Here is a 15,956-nt window from a genome sequence, read left to right on the forward strand (position 1 = left end):
TTATTGGCTATCTGTGGGATATGTTAAATCATGAATATTATCCACAACCTCTAAGCGATAGCCCATACCGCGCACAGTGTGTATCAACTTTGTCTCATAGTCATCATCGATCTTAATTCTTAAGCGCCGAATGGCCACATCAATGACGTTGGTATCGCTATCAAAATTTATATCCCAAACTTGCGAGGCGATAACGGAGCGCGGTAATACTTCACCTTGGCGCTCGAGTAAAAACTGTAATAGGGAAAATTCTTTTGCGGTTAATTTAATAGACTGCTCATCTCTATGCACGGTGCGTTTAGCGATATCCATCTTTAAATCTGCAATTTGTATAAGATTGCTACTGTAGTCAGACTGGTTGGCACGACGCAATAAACTTTTTATTCTTACTAACAGCTCAGCGAATGCAAAAGGCTTGGTAAGATAATCGTCACCGCCAATTTCAATGCCCTTTATGCGATCACTCAAATCATCTTTAGCGGTCAAAAATAAGACTGGGGTGTGCTTACCAGCGGCGCGGTAATTACGTACTAACTCAAAGCCATTGACATCAGGTAGCATCACATCCATAACCACAACGTTAAAATCCTCACTCATCAACGCATGGTAACCATCGAGTCCAGTGGTTTGATGCTCAACGATAAAGCCTGCTTCGGTCAGGCCTTTTTTTATATAGTCACCAAGCGACAATTCATCTTCGACTAATAATACTTTCATAGCAGACCCATGCTGATTCGTTAGGTTAATGGTGTTGATCATAGAGGAATGCAGACAATATTCCTATGCCAAAACCGCGACATGACAGAACTGTCATCTTAGCGTCATGTTGTTGTCAGAGCTGTAATGTTACGCTGTTATTAATGCTAGAGCTAATTCTGATGCTAACAGTTACGGAGAAATACTATGTTGAACATTATAATGCATGGAAGCATGATGAATGGTATGGGCTGGGGAATGATGGTTATCTGGCTACTGTTTGTAATACTAGTTTTTACCATACTTATATTGACCGTTATGGCTCTGCTCAAGTATCTGCGTAAACCAGAATAAGCTTAACGAAAAACACCTAAGTTTAACAGTAAAAAACGGTGTTCGAGTACCAATCGCATAGATTCTAAACCTTTACTCACAGTCTTCAAGGAATGGTTTGATGAAACATGATATGCGCGAAGAAGAAAGAGAAATTGACAATAACTATAACTACGTAAGCGGTAACGAAACAGTGAGTAAGGATATAAAGTCTGTCAAAGGTGGCGAGTACGATAAAGTGCCAGCTGGCTACAGCGGAACTGTTTATATTTGTCCGATGCATCCTGAAGTCAGAGATATCGAGGATAGTCGCTGTCCTTTATGTAATATGTTCCTCAAATCTGAAGAGTCGGTTGTCGAGATGGCAGAGATGACTGACAAAAATACAAAAGATGATCATGCAAGCTGTCATAGTCATAACCACAGCGCGTCTAATACAGAGTTAAAATCTATCAAAGGCGGCAAATACGACAAAGTACCAGCTGGCTACAGCGGCACAGTCTATACCTGCCCTATGCATCCTGAAGTCAGAGATGTGAAGAATAGCGGCTGCCCAATATGTGGAATGGCGCTTGAGCCAGAGACGGCTACTATTGGTGAGGAAGACACCTCAGAGCTAGACGATATGACTCGCCGTTTTTGGATATGCACGGTGCTGACCATACCGCTGTTTTTATATGCAATGAGCCATATGGTAGGTATAAACCTAGACAACCTTATTAAGGGCGATATCTCTGGGCAGATCGCTCAGTGGATACAGCTGGCGCTCGCAACACCAGTCGTTTTATGGGGAGACGCACCATTCTTCGTCCGTGGTTGGCAATCAATAAAAAGTCGCAACCTGAACATGTTCACTCTGATTGCAGTGGGCGTAGGCGCAGCTTTTGGTTTCAGTCTGATAGCAACCTTTGTTCCGGGTATTTTCCCAGACAGCTTCAGGGATGCTTCTGGTCAAGTCGGCGTCTACTATGAAGCGGCAGCTGTCATCGTGACCTTGGTACTACTGGGTCAAGTTCTAGAACTCAAAGCCAGAAGTCAGACCTCAGGCGCAATCCGTGCTTTACTTGAGCTGGCTCCACCAACAGCAAGACGTGTGGATGAGAATGATGTCGAGATAGAAGTATCACTTGACGAAGTTGTTAGCGGTGACACACTGCGAGTGAAGCCAGGAGAAAAGCTTCCAGTAGACGGCACGGTGCTTGAAGGCAGTAGCAGCATCGATGAATCGATGGTGACTGGCGAACCCATTCCGGTCTTAAAGGCACAAGGGGATACGGTTACCGGCGGAACAGTCAATGGTACTGGGACACTACTGATTAAAGCGGTCGACGTTGGTGATGACACCGTATTATCCAAGATCATCAAGATGGTTGCTGAAGCTCAGCGCAGTCGCGCACCAATACAGAAGCTGGTAGATAAGGTAGCTGGGTGGTTCGTGCCGATCGTACTTATCTGTTCTGTTATAACCTTTATTGTCTGGGCCATGTTCGGACCTGCGCCTGCAATGGCTTTTGCACTGGTCAATGCTATCGCGGTATTAATCATCGCCTGCCCTTGTGCGTTAGGGCTCGCCACACCAATGTCGATTATGGTTGGTACTGGCAAAGGGGCTCAAAACGGCGTACTTATCAAGAATGCTGAAGCGTTAGAGAGCATGGAAAAAGTCGACACCATCGTTGTAGACAAAACAGGAACACTAACAGCAGGCAAACCAGAGCTTACCGCTATCGAAGCGCTTGGAGGCTTAGATGAGGATGAACTGCTTATACTTGTCGCAGCGGTAGAGACTGCTAGCGAACATCCTTTAGCAGAAGCTATCGTCAATGCTGCAAAGACAAAATCTCTCGATATGGTCAAGGCAAGCGATTTTAGTTCGACCACTGGTGAAGGCGCGCAGGCGCTGGTGAATGGTAAACAAGTAGCCGTAGGCAATTCTAAATTCATGCAACGTCTCAATAGTTTTGACAGTGCGCTTTCAGACCGTGCCGACAAACGTAGAAAAGATGGTGAAACCGTCATGTTCGTTGCAGTAGATGGGCAAGCCGCTGGTCTAATTTCAGTGGCTGATCCGATCAAGCCGAGTACGAGCGAGGCAATATCTCTGCTGCACAAAGCTGGACTACGGGTAGTCATGCTGACGGGTGACAATGAGATAACGGCTAGAGCAGTTGCCAGTAAGTTAAATATTGATGAGGTACATGCGGATGTCTCTCCAGAAGATAAAAATCGTATCATCAAAGAGTTGCAAAGTAGTGGCAAGATCGTGGCTATGGCGGGTGACGGTATCAATGATGCTCCCGCTCTTGCACAAGCTAACGTTGGTATCGCCATGGGCACAGGTACAGATGTGGCCATGGAAAGTGCTGGCATTACGCTCGTGAAAGGCGATCTAATGGGGATTGCTAGAGCCCATAAACTGAGCCATTCTACAATGCGTAATATCAGACAGAACCTATTCTTTGCCTTCTTCTATAACGCGCTTGGCATACCGATTGCTGCTGGCGTCCTGTATCCGTTTTTCGGGCTTTTGCTCAGTCCAATGATTGCGGCCGCTGCGATGAGCCTTTCTTCAATATCGGTTATTGGTAATGCGCTGAGACTGCGTCGTCTTAAGCTCTAATTTTAGAGCGTTGATCAAAGATAGAGCAGTGTTAGCGGCATTAACATGCTATGACCGCAACATGACAGAATTGTCATCTTAGCGTCATGTTGTTGTCAGAGTCATCATACTAAGCTGTTCGTAATCTTAATCTAATGCCAAATTTATTATTAAACAATATCAGGCGTTGCATAGTGCGCACTATGCACTATGCACTATGCACTATGCACTGTGCGACCAATACGAGACTCACTATGACAGTCCTCATAAAAAAATCAAACCTTCAGCCTAAACGACAATCCTATAAGCTAGTGCATAGCGCACTGATATTACTTGGTGCGTCAGCCTTATTTGCTTGTAGCCAACCGGAAAGTAGTGCCTCTACTGCCAGCACAGTAAAGGCTGAGCATCAGGCTGTCACTGCAAACGTAGCTGAATCAAAGACTACTTCTGCCTCTGTGATAAGTACGCCAGTAAGCAATCCAGACTTACTTAAAAATATCTCAGCAACCGTCTATAAAGATGCGAATTGCGGCTGCTGTAAAGACTGGATAAGCCATGCAGAAGATAATGGTCTAGGCACAACGACGCAGGATGTTGCTGATGTGGCATTATTTAAAGACCGTTATGGCGTACCCACTGAGATGCGTTCTTGCCACACGGCAATCACCACTGATGGTTACGTTTTTGAAGGTCACGTACCCGCCAAGTATATGGCAGAGTTTTTAGAGAATCCGCCAGCACAAGCCATTGGTCTTGCGGTACCCGGTATGCCAGTTGGTAGCCCAGGTATGGAGTATCAAAATAAATTCATGCCGTATCAAATTATGCAGCTCAACAAAGATGGCACTACCCAAGTGTATGCAGATATTAAGTCTACGACGCAACAATTATAGCTTTGATACTGGTATGCATTTTTAGTAACGATAACAATGGCTTTATGGATAATGCCCATAAAATCAGATAAATCCTTACGTCAAACTCATCTCTGATGACTTTGACATCTAAAATATTTATAAAGTTTTGAATAAACCATTTCAAACAGTTAAAGATATTTAACTGATTCAAGCCAAGGATATACCATGAAAACTCATTACAAATTACGCCTATCTGTTATTGCTGCTAGTGTCAGTGCCGCTCTTTTATTAAGCGCCTGTCAGCCTGCTAATGATAAGGTTGAAGCGCCCGTAGCTGAAGAAGGAGCAACAGTTGATGCCACTCAAGCAGATGCACCAGCGATGGATCCACATGCAGGGCATGATATGAGTGCAGATGCGATGGTAGCAGACGGAACTCCGATGACACCTATGCTCAAAGAGTACAGCGAATCAATGACTAAAATGCATGAAGATATGATGATTGGTATGGATTATAACGATCCCGATGCGGCATTTGCTCAAGGTATGCTTGGTCATCATATCGGTGCGGTAGATATGGCAGAGATTGAGCTCAAGTACGGTACTGATGCAGAGATGCGTAAGCTGGCGCAAGAAATCATCGACGCCCAGCAGTCTGAAATTAAGCAGATGAAAACATGGCTCGCTAGTAATCCAGACACTAAAACTCCAACAGCGGATACCAAAGCGATGCAGAAAGCCTATGCTGACGGTATGGATGCGATGCATGATGATATGATGGCAGGTATTGCAGACCCAGTGCCAGATATGGCATTTGCTCGTGGTATGTTACCGCATCACGTTGGCGCGGTAGATATGGCAGAAACTCAGCTTAAATATGGTAAAAACCCCGAAATGCTGAAACTGGCACAAGAAATTATCGATGCCCAAAAGGCTGAAATTGAACAAATGCAAAGCTGGATTGCAGCCAATAAAGTATAAGCGCATTGTTCAAGAACTTGTCACTGAGCATTAATCTATTTAAACGATGATTAATAAGAATTAAAAAAGCAGCCCCCTAGATATTCTAGGGGGCTGCTTTTTTAATTCTTATTAATAGCGTAAAAAATGCTAATTTGTAAGGTATATTACTTTTCACCGCACTTGCAGCATTTCGAACACATATCGCATTTATCACAGGTGGATGGGCAGGTACAGCCACATTTCGAGCAAGTACAGCTCATATTATAATGAATAGAAGGCAACTCTGAATTCAACTTATCTTTAGAAGTAAAGTTCATATCAAGTCCTTGTTTATTATTGATAACTTAGTGTGGCAGGTGCTAGTAGGCTACTATGTGCTTTTATTGTCAACTTAATAACATGATTGGTTAATGTTTTTTAATATAGCGTCAAATAAGTATTGAACTATTTTTATAGCTGGCTTTATATATATATCACTGCATGTACACAGCGACTATTTTAGTAAGAAAAACCGTTGATACCATTAGCCTACAGCTTGATATACAAACCCTCACTAGGTAGCAGCCCTTGTTCCCATAACGGTGATTATGACAAATGACTGTAGATAGAAGAAGTCGGTTTTCAATGGTTTCTTTGAGATATATTTCAACAGAACCTACCAAACAGACCTCTTAGACACTTTCCGATTGAATTATGCCACTACAAGTCTGATTTATCCTCTCAAATTAAGAATTTTAAATAGATTGTTGTTTTAAAACACAGTAAGGCTCGACAAAATTCCCTACCGCTCTATATGGTCCGAATACTCAGATGACTCCTAATTAGTTGATATTTATGCAGCCTAAGTTGAGTATAGTTCCTGTTCCTGTTCCTGTTCCTGTTCCTGTTCCTGTTCCTGTTCCTGTTCCTGTTCCTGTTCCTGTTCCTGTTCCTGTTCCTGTTCCTTTTTAAATTTTTAGTTTTAAAGTAATAGGTTTTAAGTAGAAAACTTAATATTTAATTGCGAATGTTTCTCATTTCTATTATAATCCTCATTTCAAATTTCGAGCGAACACAATAGGGTTGTTTAATACTGCTCTAACCCTGTGGATTATAAAATGACCCAAGTAATGAGCGAATATATCATTCGTGAGCAACGAAAAATCGAGAACAAGCGCCGCATGGTATTGTTGGTGTTTGCGCTAGCGTGCTTAGTGGGACTGATTTTGGATGTGATGACAGGCCCTTCGATGTTGCCTATAAGGGATGTGATTGAGGCGTTATTACGGCTGACGGGTGTGGAAGATACCACCCATACCATTATTTATGATTTGCGACTGCCCATTGCCTTGATGGCATTAGTGGTCGGTGCATCGCTTGGGGCAGGCGGTGCTGAAATGCAAACCTTATTAAATAATCCTATGGCAAGCCCTTATACCTTGGGGTTGGCAGCCGCAGCAGGTTTTGGGGCGTCGTTAGTAATTGCGTTTGGTGGTTTTGGTTTGCCTATACAATATGCCGTACCGATTGGGGCATTTGTCATGACCATGCTAGCCTCAGCGGTGTTGTTTTTATTCGCTTCTTTAAAGCAATTTGCCGCCGCTACTTTGATACTAGTAGGCATTGCCCTGTTGTTTATTTTTCAATCGCTGTTATCGCTGGTGCAATTTATCGCATCGCCTGAAGTGTCTCAGCAAGTTCTATTTTGGCTATTTGGTAACCTTAACAAAGCTACGTGGACAAATCTTGCTGTGGTTGCGGTGGTCAGTACGGTTTGCATTACCTTATTGATGCGAGATGGTTGGTAGTTAACAGCTTTACGTCTAGGCGAAGACAGAGCCGCTGCCCTCGGCGTGAACTTAACAAGATTACGTATTAGAACGCTAATTTTGGTCGCTATGATGACGGCAACGGCGATTAGTTTTGTGGGGGTAATTGGCTTTATTGGTTTGGTTGCCCCGCATGTTGCCCGGCTATTGGTAGGAGAAGACCAACGCTATTTTTTACCCGCAACCATGCTAGCGGGCGCCGCTTTTTTATCATTTTCATCGGTGTTGTCAAAGGTCATTATTCCCGGGGCCTTATTTCCTGTGGGTATTGTGACCTCTTTTGTGGGCGTGCCTTTTTTATTTTGGATTATTTGGAGTAAACGATGAGACAAGTTATTCGTGCCACATTGGCGACAGCAGTATTAATGACAGCGATGGGTGCACAAGCTGAAATAAAGACGATTCATGATGTGTTAGGGCGTGACGTTAAAGTTGACGTGCCGGCCAAACGGGTAGTGTTGGGGTTTTATTATCCGGATTATATTGCGGCAACGGGCGCTGAAAATTTTGGACATGTGGTGGGTATTTCCCGAGAGTTCTGGGAAAGTTTTAACCCTGGTAGCTGGCAATTATATAGTCAAAAACTACCCAGTTTACAAGGCATTGGCGATATTGGCAATATCGATAGGGGCACATTCTCGCTTGAAAAAACCTTGGCAATGAAACCTGATGTGGTGATATTGGCAAAGTGGCAATACGATACGCTAAAAGCCGAAATGCCGCGTTTTGAGGCGTCAAATATCCCTGTGGTGGTGGTCGATTATAATGATCAAAGTATCACAAATCATACCAATAGCACCAAAATATTTGGGCAAATTGCAGGGACAGAGGAGCGCGCTAACCAAGCTGCCCAAGAGTACGCTGATGGGATTGCCGATATCCAAAAACGGGTTCAAGCCGCAGGGTCAGCCAAGCCAAAAATCTATATTGAATTTGGTGATAAAGGACCAAAAGAGCACAGTTTTACGTTTGGCAAAAATATGTGGGGTGCGATTGCCGATACTGTGGGCGGTGATAATATTAGTAAACCGTTTGTCGAAAATTGGGGCCCTATTAACCCTGAGCAACTATTGGTAAGTAAACCGGATGTTATTATCATCTCAGGCACAGAAGTTGGTATGAAACAGACCGATGCTATGGCCATGGGCATCGATATTAGTGCCGATGAAGCCCAACGTCGGCTCAAAGGCTTTACTACACGTAACGGCTGGGCAAGTCTACCGGCGGTAAAAAATAACCGGGTGTATGGCATTTATCACACTGCTTCTCGCTCGTTGTCTGATTTGGCATCGGCTCAGTTTATGGCAAAGGCCTTATATCCTAAAGTCTTTACCGATATCGACCCTGAAAAAACCTACATGGATTTTCATGAAAAATACTTGCCAGTCAAGCCCAACGGCACGTTTTTTATCCAGTTAGGCTGCGGCGCAAGTGTTTGTAAAGACGACGTATCAACGACAGCCATAGCGCCCGACTCAGTAAAAGCCACAGCTGACTCTACGCCAACCACGTCAGCACCTGAAACGATGTCATGGTGGGATAAGCTAGGTAATTGGCTGCGTAACCTGTTTGCTTAATTTTTGCTATTAACTTTATAAAGATATAATAATGCTTGAACTTGATCATTTAACCGTACAGCGTGGCTCGCTCACCGTTGTCAAAGCTATCAATGCCCAGTTCCACGCCGGCAAAATATATACGCTGCTTGGGGCAAATGGGGCGGGCAAATCGAGCTTATTAAAGGCGATTTTTGGTGAATTAGCGTTTTCGGGCAATATCCGTTATCAAGATACCGTGCAACGTAAAGCCCATCTGATGGCATGGCGTAAGCCCATTGCCTATATGCCGCAAGATAGCCACACCGATGCCGAGCTTAATACGCTTGAGGTAGTGCTACTGGGGCGTATGGATGCGTTGGGTCGGCATATTAGCGATGACTTAATGCGTGAAGCCATTGACCTGATGGCACAATTAAATATTGCCGAACTGGCACATCGTCCTATCCGTGCGTTAAGTGGGGGGCAGCGTCAGCTTGCTATGTTTGCCCAAGCCTTGCTACGTCGTCCCAAAATTTTACTCCTTGATGAGCCGGTGTCGGCACTAGACATGGCACATCAAATTAATTTATTACAAAAGGTGAGCCATTATACTCAAGAACATCAACTTATTTGCTTGATGGTATTGCATGATTTAAGCCTTGCCGCTCAGTTTTCTGATGAATTATTGCTGTTGGCAGATGGTAAAATACAAGCACAAGGTACGCCTCAAGAAGTGTTACAGCCGCAAATCTTACAGCAAGTATATCAAGTAGACATCGAGATTTTAACCAGTAGCCGAGGGTTGCCGGTTGTGCATCCTTACCGAAAAACTGCTTAAATTATTGATAATAGTTAATGTAATTTTAATCCGCGTTTTTCTTCTCAGGAAAGCTACTAACTACTCCTGCCAAAATCACGGCTACAATGCCTAAAATTTCTATTAGGCCGATTGTTTCGCCCGCAAAAACTACCCCATAAATGGAAGCAAATACAACGGTCAAATAAGACAACGCTGCCACCGTAAATTTCTCTCCCACATGATAAGCATGGGTCATGGCCAGCTGTGCCAATAGCCCGGCGCCTCCAATACCGACTATATAAGGCAGGCTTGCCATGGTCAGTGGATGCCAGCCCACCCACGTTGCTACCACTGCCGAAATGGCCGCTGCCACTGCCGAAAAATAAAATACAATCCGCCAAGCAGGCTCGCCCATGAGCGACAGCGCTCGCACTTGTAATAGGGCAAAAGCGGTAAAAATTCCGCCACTCAGCGTAATCAAGGTTTGAATTAACCGGTCTGACTCAAAGGCAGGTTGCAACATCAAACAAATACCGCCCAAGCCCATTAACAGCGCTATCCATGTTTTTAAGGAGGGCGTTTCTTTTAGCCAAACAATGGATAAAATGGCAATGAATATTACTGACGTATAGTTAAGGGTCACAGAGGTTGCCAAAGGCAGCTGACTTAACCCATAAAAAGCCAGTAATAAAGCCGTTGTGCCTGCGACGCTACGCTTCATGTGCCCCCAAAAAAATGGGGTTTTAAGAGTTTGCCGACGCACTAACGTACCACAAAAAATCATCAATGCCGGCAAAACTGACCGCCAAAACGCCAACTCGTAAGGATTCATATCAAGCTGTGTGGCGGCATTTTTTACCAAAATGCTCATTAAGGCAAATAAAAATGCCGCCACAATCATCCATGCCGAACCTAAAGCATACTTTGTTTTTATCATCTTAATTTATCGAATCATGAAAAAGCGCTATTGTAGCATTCTGCCTTCCTGTAATAGGTATGACCCCTGCTGTCAATCACGAAAAAAACACTTGGTAGATTATGTCAAGCTGCTTTGCAGTCGCTGAGATATTGCCATTATTGTCTGCTATCTTCTTAACGGCTTCACCTTTGAAAGCTGTACTATAGATTCTGATTTTCTTAGTCATGATAAACTCCTCATTGAGTCGTTAGTTTACCAAGTTTGGTTCTACGGTTTTTTCAGCATAGCTCAACTCATGTAGTCCTCGGCAATGGCTGCAAACGTGTTATTAGATAATAATACTTGCGCTTGCTCGTTATCAATTTTTTGCTGTTGCGGATCGATACCTTGCGCTGTATTCGAGCTTGTGACAAAGTAACGTCAGGATAAAGCCCTAGGGTTATAGTAGCGCGCTTCTTATTAATAGGTTTGATATAATCCATACGCCAAGATTTAGCGCCTAGTTTGCTGACGTATAAATAAAGACGCCCGCCATCTGCCAGCTTGTAGGGTTTGTCTTGCGGCTTGGCTTGTTTGACCTGTGAATCAGTCAAGGGTTTTATTATTTTAGCCATTTTGACGGTATCGATGAATACCGCCTATGATACCGTTATTAATCGGTGGCCATCGTATATTAAACAATAAAAAATCCTTGCAGCGCTTGGTTCACAAGGGTTTATCGTGTCATGTCGTTATGTCTGATGGTGCGCCCACAGCGCATCGACCATTTCTACGCAGGGCTTTATTAATATACAATTAATAATTAAATTATATTAATTTAACAACAATGAGATATTGAAATATTTGTTTGGGTCTCGACTTTAAGGTAGTAATTCGAACTATAGGAATTTTACATCTATATAAGCAAGAAAGGGGTCATCCAAGATAACTGAGGTTATTTAGGATGACCCCTAAACTTTACTGAAATTCAGAGAAAGTTGGAGATGTAGTAAGGATGCTATCGTCAAATTGATTTATGAAAAGCTAATGCGTTAACAGATAGCTCCTCTTAAACATAGTAGGTTTGGATTTGTTCAGCGCAATCTCGTAATATGGGCAAAAATTGCTCCATTAGGGTTTCATAAGAGATACGTGAAGCGTTTGTACTAATATTAATAGCACCAATTAATTCATTGTTTGATTTGTAGACGGGAAGTGCAAGAGATAATAAGCCTGTATCCAACTCTTGATTTACGACCGCATATTGATTTTCTGCTGCTTGTTTTAGTGTTTGAAGAAGTTCATCACGGTCGGTAATACTGTAGGGGGTGTGTGCAATTAGTTCAACGTCATTGACATAGTTCTCAAGTTGCGTATTAGGAAGATTAGCGAGAATAGCGCGCCCCATCGAGGTATAAGCAGCAGGGAGTCGTGTTCCAACTGAGATACTGATAGACAGTAAGCGATGTTTGGCTGCAGAGCGAGCAATATAAACTATATCGTCGCCATCCAATACCGCAAAAGAACAAGACTCACCTGTTTTTTCAGTCACGCGCTCTAGATAAAACCGAATAATATCATGATGGTGAACACCGCTTAAATAGCTTGCGCCAACACTTAAAGTCTTAGGTGTTAAGCTAAATTGTCGCTTATCTTTATGCACATAACCAAGAGCATGCAATGTTAATAGATAGCGTCGAGCTTTCGCTCTGTCTATATTGGCACGTTCGGCTACTTCACTCAGCGTCATGCTAGAGTGGTTTTCATCAAAAGTCAGTAATACGCTTAGACCTGCTGCAAGAGAAGCAACAAAGTCTGGACTATCAAAGGGTATTTTCTTATCTTGTTCTTTATACATGATGTTTAATAATTACCAATTAATGATTAATAAAACTAGGGATTCTAAATGCACATTACTCAATTAATCAATCAGCCTTTTGTACATTCTAATATCGCCAATAACTTCTCTGATCGTCTGTTTGTACAAGCGATGTTGGATTTTGAGCTGGCTATCATAGAAGCCAGAGAGCATCATAGCCTTATTCCTAAAGGTATTCTACAGCAATTTAAGCAAGCATTATCGATAGATTTATTCGATATTGATGCGATTGGATCGCAAACCTATCTAGGCGGTAATGCGGCCATTCCATTTGTCGCCCAAGCCAAATCATTAATTACTCAAGAACTAAAACCATATTTTCATCAAACAGTGACCAGTCAAGATGTGGTCGATACGGCGATGATGATGATGCTGAAGCCTGCAATAGCAAATATCAGTCATGACTTGAGCGAAGTGCTTCAAGCATGCGCCGTACTGATAGATACTCACAATATGACACCGATGGCAGGTAGGACTTTGTTGCAACAAGCTTTACCAATTACTTTTGGAGTCAAAGTGTCACAGTGGGCAGCATCTTTAATCGCTGTAATGCCAAATCTAGCACAATTAGAGAAATCAGGTTTTTATTTACAATGGGGTGGGCCCGTTGGTGTAAGCGATCAAGAAAATGAGCATCATGAATTACCCCAGCACGTCGCAAACCTGCTTGGATTGTCATTGCCACTATTACCTTGGCATACCAACAGGCAACCTATTCATGCGATAGCTTCTACACTAGATGCTTGTGCAGGTGCAATGGAGAATATCGTCGAAGACATCGCATTAATGTGTCAGTCTGAATTGGGTGAGGTGGCTGAGCCGGCCATCAGAGGTATGGGTGGATCATCCTCAATGCCTCATAAACGTAATCCTGTATTGTGTGCATTGATTAAAACAGCCACCTTAAGAATGCATGGTCATCTTAGTGTTATCAGCAGTACAACAGCCCAACCCTTTGAACGCGCATTAGGTCAGTGGCATGCTAGTTGGATGCCTTTAGTTGAGGGTATGGCCTTGGTTGCGGGTGCTGCAGCCTATTTGAAAGATTTGCTACAAGGATTGCAAGTCTACCCAGAACGTATGGCTGCCAACCTTGATTTAAATAGTGACGCATACCTTATTCAACCTCTGCAGCATTACTTTTTAGACAATCAAGGTCAGGTATATCCATTAATAGAGCAAGCCAGCCAAGAAGCGCATAGAGACCACAGAGGGTTTGTACAGACTTTTTTATCTTTACTAAAAGAGCAGGCTATATATAGAAATGCTGATAGAGCTAGTGGTGAGCTTGAAGTTATTCTATCGCCCTTAACTTATTGTGGTGCTGCAGATAGGCAATGCCAAGTGATATTAAAAACCATTGAAAAGCTTATTTAAACTTTAAATAGTGGTAAATAGAGAGTTATAAATCAAATAACTAGATTGACAGAAGGAGAGAAAAGGGTTAATTTAATTCACTTTACGAACAAATATTCTATTGCAGAACAAATTAAACTCTTCTATGGAGTGTTTGATTTTGCATTCTATCAAAGTCATTTTCATTATAACCTTAAAGAAAGATAGGCCTGACTTGATAATAGAGCTTTTGTATTAGAATTAATTTAACCATCAAAAAGGATTTTATGATGAAGAAGACTCTGTCACTTAGTATGGCATTAGCCGCTATGATTGGTATTACTGGTTGCTCGCAGTCAAATGATACAGCCGGTGATGGTGCTGCTGTAAATTCTAAAGAAACCACTACATTACGTTTTGCCCATTTTTGGCCAGCGACTTCAGCGACGCATACAGACGTTTTTGAACCTTGGGCGCAAAAAATTGAAGAAGAGTCAGAAGGACGGTTAAAAGTTGAAATTTTTCCTTCTGCAACACTCACTAAAGCTGACGCTGCCTATGACTCAACTGCTAAGGGTACTGTGGATATAGGTTCACAGCTTCAAGGTTATACAGCCGGTCGTTTTCCATTGACTCAAATCACAGAGCTTCCAGGTCTCTCTAACTCAGCAACACAAATGAACTGTATGCTACAGACTTTGTATGATGATGGGGTGATATCAAGTGAATATGAAGATACACACCTATTGTTCATGATGGGTACCGGTCCTGGAGGAATTCATACGGTTAATCAACCTATCAACAAACCCGATGATTTGAAAGGCTTGCGTATTCGTCGTCCATCGGCCATCGCCGGAGACATCATTGAGGCGGCAGGGGGAACGCCTGTAGGTTTGCCTGTCACTGATGTTTATACTTCGCTACAACGCGGTGTTTTAGATGGTTTAAGTCTTCCTTGGGATGCCATGGGTTCATTTAAACTGACTGAACTTTCAAACACTCATACAAATATTCCTTTTTATAGTTCCGCTATTGTGGTCACTATGAACAAAGGTCGATACGAAGGTTTGCCAGAAGAGCTGAAACAGGTCATCGATAATAACTCTGGAAAAATGATGGCTGCTCTTGCTGGGAAAGTGTTCGATGCAGACGATGATAAATTTATGGCCGAGGCTAAAGCAAAAGGCGATGTGATGATAGACATCCCTGATCCGTTGAATGACCCTGCTTGGAAAGCACCGTTAGAAGCAGGCACTCAAAAATACTTAAAAGATATTGAAACACTTGGATTGGATGCCAAAACCGTTTATCAAAAAGCCAAGGAGGCCAGTGCGGCTTGTAAGTCCTAGTTTACTCTTTTCCATAACTGATATTGGAAAAATTGTCAATTGCTAATAAAGCTCTAAAAACTAAATAGTTTAGAAGCTAAAAGACATCATTCATGTAGAGTATAGAAGTCAGTTCTTTGAGTATTCTCTAAGGTGTGTCATCGGTTTAGATTCTCTCGTGATTATAATAATTGGGGCTGTCCTAGATGACTAGTTCAGTTCCTATGGTAAGCATCCCAAACATAAGACACCTAATAAATGGAATTAAGCTGCCTGATTTAGTTTCTGTATCGGCGTAAAGCCGCCATTGCACATATTAGGCCGTTCGTTATTGTAGTGATACAAGCAATCCTCTGCTCGCTGACGGACTTGATCTAAATCAGTAAACAACTCTTGATTCAGCTAATCATACCTCATAGTTCTATTGTAGCGCTTTACATAAGCGTTTTATTGTAGATTGCAGGCTTTAAACGCATATACAACGCCACTTTTGAGCAAATGCTAGACGCCATGAAAGAGCATGAAATATCCAAGACTAAGTCAAGTCGTCCAATTGAGATTAGCTTATAGGTTCAGATATTACTGCCACTGACTTATTAGCGAGAAAACCGAACTTTCTATCATATTGGCATGGACTTTAGCGTTAATAAATCCTCTACCAGTCTCATTGTCAGAAAAGTAGAAGATGTTCTTATTCATTCACGCAAGTTTGACTTACCACGAAAACTGCCACAAGGTAAGCCTGAGGATACCAATCGGACAGCGGTCATTATAGATGCAAACGAAACGCAAATTGAGCGTCTAAAAAACAAAGCGAGTACTATAGCGGAAAAAAGAAGCATCATACTTTAAAAGGGCAAGTCTTCGTACATTGGAACATGGGTCTTATACTTGATCTGTAAACTTGCAGTGGCTCGGTAAAT

General features: G+C 42.6%; 12 protein-coding genes and 3 pseudogenes. 9 read left to right on the forward strand and 6 right to left on the reverse strand.

What is annotated here, in order from left to right; all coding sequences use genetic code 11:
• Entirely contained in the window at positions 1 to 717 is a 717-nt protein-coding gene (locus FQ084_RS08365) for a heavy metal response regulator transcription factor (RefSeq protein WP_149490161.1), read from the reverse strand.
• Between the two features lie 433 nt (positions 718 to 1,150).
• Between FQ084_RS08365 and FQ084_RS08370 the strand changes: the two genes are divergently transcribed.
• The 6 genes and pseudogenes from FQ084_RS08370 (at position 1,151) to FQ084_RS08400 (ending at position 9,632) form a co-directional block, all read left to right on the forward strand.
• A complete protein-coding gene (locus FQ084_RS08370; RefSeq protein WP_262880701.1) occupies positions 1,151 to 3,649 on the forward strand; it encodes a copper-transporting P-type ATPase in 2,499 nt (832 codons plus the stop codon).
• A 233-nt stretch (positions 3,650 to 3,882) separates the two neighbouring features.
• Positions 3,883 to 4,524 carry a DUF411 domain-containing protein gene (locus FQ084_RS08375; RefSeq protein ID WP_149490162.1) on the forward strand — a complete coding sequence of 214 codons (642 nt, stop codon included), beginning with the start codon at positions 3,883 to 3,885 and terminating at the stop codon, positions 4,522 to 4,524.
• Between the two features lie 186 nt (positions 4,525 to 4,710).
• Positions 4,711 to 5,466, forward strand: coding sequence for a DUF305 domain-containing protein (locus tag FQ084_RS08380; protein ID WP_149490163.1), 756 nt, complete (start codon positions 4,711 to 4,713; stop codon positions 5,464 to 5,466).
• Positions 5,467 to 6,608: 1,142 nt separating this feature from the next.
• Positions 6,609 to 7,583: pseudogene (locus tag FQ084_RS08390) on the forward strand (FecCD family ABC transporter permease).
• Positions 7,580 to 8,833, forward strand: coding sequence for an ABC transporter substrate-binding protein (locus FQ084_RS08395; RefSeq protein WP_149490164.1), 1,254 nt, complete (start codon positions 7,580 to 7,582; stop codon positions 8,831 to 8,833). The pseudogene FQ084_RS08390 and the gene FQ084_RS08395 overlap by 4 nt, the downstream one beginning before the upstream one ends.
• A gap of 31 nt (positions 8,834 to 8,864) precedes the next feature.
• Positions 8,865 to 9,632, forward strand: coding sequence for an ABC transporter ATP-binding protein (locus tag FQ084_RS08400; RefSeq protein WP_149490165.1), 768 nt, complete (start codon positions 8,865 to 8,867; stop codon positions 9,630 to 9,632).
• A gap of 25 nt (positions 9,633 to 9,657) precedes the next feature.
• Here the strand turns inward: FQ084_RS08400 and FQ084_RS08405 are convergent, their stop codons facing one another.
• The 4 genes and pseudogenes from FQ084_RS08405 to FQ084_RS08420 form a co-directional block, all read right to left on the reverse strand.
• Positions 9,658 to 10,530: a DMT family transporter gene (locus tag FQ084_RS08405; protein WP_149490166.1), complete on the reverse strand. Its 873-nt coding sequence runs from the start codon at positions 10,528 to 10,530 to the stop codon at positions 9,658 to 9,660.
• A gap of 91 nt (positions 10,531 to 10,621) precedes the next feature.
• Positions 10,622 to 10,738: pseudogene (locus FQ084_RS08410) on the reverse strand (IS3 family transposase); the annotation flags it as partial.
• 67 nt (positions 10,739 to 10,805) lie between these two features.
• Positions 10,806 to 11,126 carry an integrase arm-type DNA-binding domain-containing protein gene (locus tag FQ084_RS08415; RefSeq protein ID WP_149490168.1) on the reverse strand — a complete coding sequence of 107 codons (321 nt, stop codon included), beginning with the start codon at positions 11,124 to 11,126 and terminating at the stop codon, positions 10,806 to 10,808.
• Positions 11,127 to 11,560: 434 nt separating this feature from the next.
• Positions 11,561 to 12,349 carry an IclR family transcriptional regulator C-terminal domain-containing protein gene (locus tag FQ084_RS08420; protein ID WP_149490169.1) on the reverse strand — a complete coding sequence of 263 codons (789 nt, stop codon included), beginning with the start codon at positions 12,347 to 12,349 and terminating at the stop codon, positions 11,561 to 11,563.
• Positions 12,350 to 12,397: 48 nt separating this feature from the next.
• Between FQ084_RS08420 and FQ084_RS08425 the strand changes: the two genes are divergently transcribed.
• Together FQ084_RS08425 and dctP are read left to right on the forward strand one after the other, a co-directional pair.
• A complete protein-coding gene (locus tag FQ084_RS08425) occupies positions 12,398 to 13,747 on the forward strand; it encodes a lyase family protein (RefSeq protein ID WP_149490170.1) in 1,350 nt (449 codons plus the stop codon).
• Between the two features lie 248 nt (positions 13,748 to 13,995).
• A complete protein-coding gene (gene dctP, locus FQ084_RS08430) occupies positions 13,996 to 15,054 on the forward strand; it encodes a TRAP transporter substrate-binding protein (RefSeq protein ID WP_149490220.1) in 1,059 nt (352 codons plus the stop codon).
• A 243-nt stretch (positions 15,055 to 15,297) separates the two neighbouring features.
• Here dctP and FQ084_RS08435 read toward each other — a convergent pair.
• A pseudogene (locus tag FQ084_RS08435) lies at positions 15,298 to 15,480 on the reverse strand (integrase core domain-containing protein); the annotation flags it as partial.
• A 183-nt stretch (positions 15,481 to 15,663) separates the two neighbouring features.
• Here FQ084_RS08435 and FQ084_RS08440 point away from each other — a divergent pair.
• A complete protein-coding gene (locus tag FQ084_RS08440) occupies positions 15,664 to 15,885 on the forward strand; it encodes a hypothetical protein (RefSeq protein ID WP_149490171.1) in 222 nt (73 codons plus the stop codon).
• Positions 15,886 to 15,956 lie beyond the last annotated feature (71 nt).

Source organism: Psychrobacter sp. ANT_WB68 (assembly GCF_008369115.1).
Lineage (GTDB): Bacteria > Pseudomonadota > Gammaproteobacteria > Pseudomonadales > Moraxellaceae > Psychrobacter.

What these genes read in the sequence shown, in the direction of transcription:
- FQ084_RS08365 (WP_149490161.1), bottom strand. Translation starts at nt 717, where the DNA reads ATGAAAGTATTATTAGTCGAAGATGAATTGTCGCTTGGTGACTATATA.
- FQ084_RS08370 (WP_262880701.1), top strand. Translation starts at nt 1,151, where the DNA reads ATGAAACATGATATGCGCGAAGAAGAAAGAGAAATTGACAATAACTAT.
- FQ084_RS08375 (WP_149490162.1), top strand. Translation starts at nt 3,883, where the DNA reads ATGACAGTCCTCATAAAAAAATCAAACCTTCAGCCTAAACGACAATCC.
- FQ084_RS08380 (WP_149490163.1), top strand. Translation starts at nt 4,711, where the DNA reads ATGAAAACTCATTACAAATTACGCCTATCTGTTATTGCTGCTAGTGTC.
- FQ084_RS08395 (WP_149490164.1), top strand. Translation starts at nt 7,580, where the DNA reads ATGAGACAAGTTATTCGTGCCACATTGGCGACAGCAGTATTAATGACA.
- FQ084_RS08400 (WP_149490165.1), top strand. Translation starts at nt 8,865, where the DNA reads ATGCTTGAACTTGATCATTTAACCGTACAGCGTGGCTCGCTCACCGTT.
- FQ084_RS08405 (WP_149490166.1), bottom strand. Translation starts at nt 10,530, where the DNA reads ATGATAAAAACAAAGTATGCTTTAGGTTCGGCATGGATGATTGTGGCG.
- FQ084_RS08415 (WP_149490168.1), bottom strand. Translation starts at nt 11,126, where the DNA reads ATGGCTAAAATAATAAAACCCTTGACTGATTCACAGGTCAAACAAGCC.
- FQ084_RS08420 (WP_149490169.1), bottom strand. Translation starts at nt 12,349, where the DNA reads ATGTATAAAGAACAAGATAAGAAAATACCCTTTGATAGTCCAGACTTT.
- FQ084_RS08425 (WP_149490170.1), top strand. Translation starts at nt 12,398, where the DNA reads ATGCACATTACTCAATTAATCAATCAGCCTTTTGTACATTCTAATATC.
- dctP (WP_149490220.1), top strand. Translation starts at nt 13,996, where the DNA reads ATGAAGAAGACTCTGTCACTTAGTATGGCATTAGCCGCTATGATTGGT.
- FQ084_RS08440 (WP_149490171.1), top strand. Translation starts at nt 15,664, where the DNA reads ATGGACTTTAGCGTTAATAAATCCTCTACCAGTCTCATTGTCAGAAAA.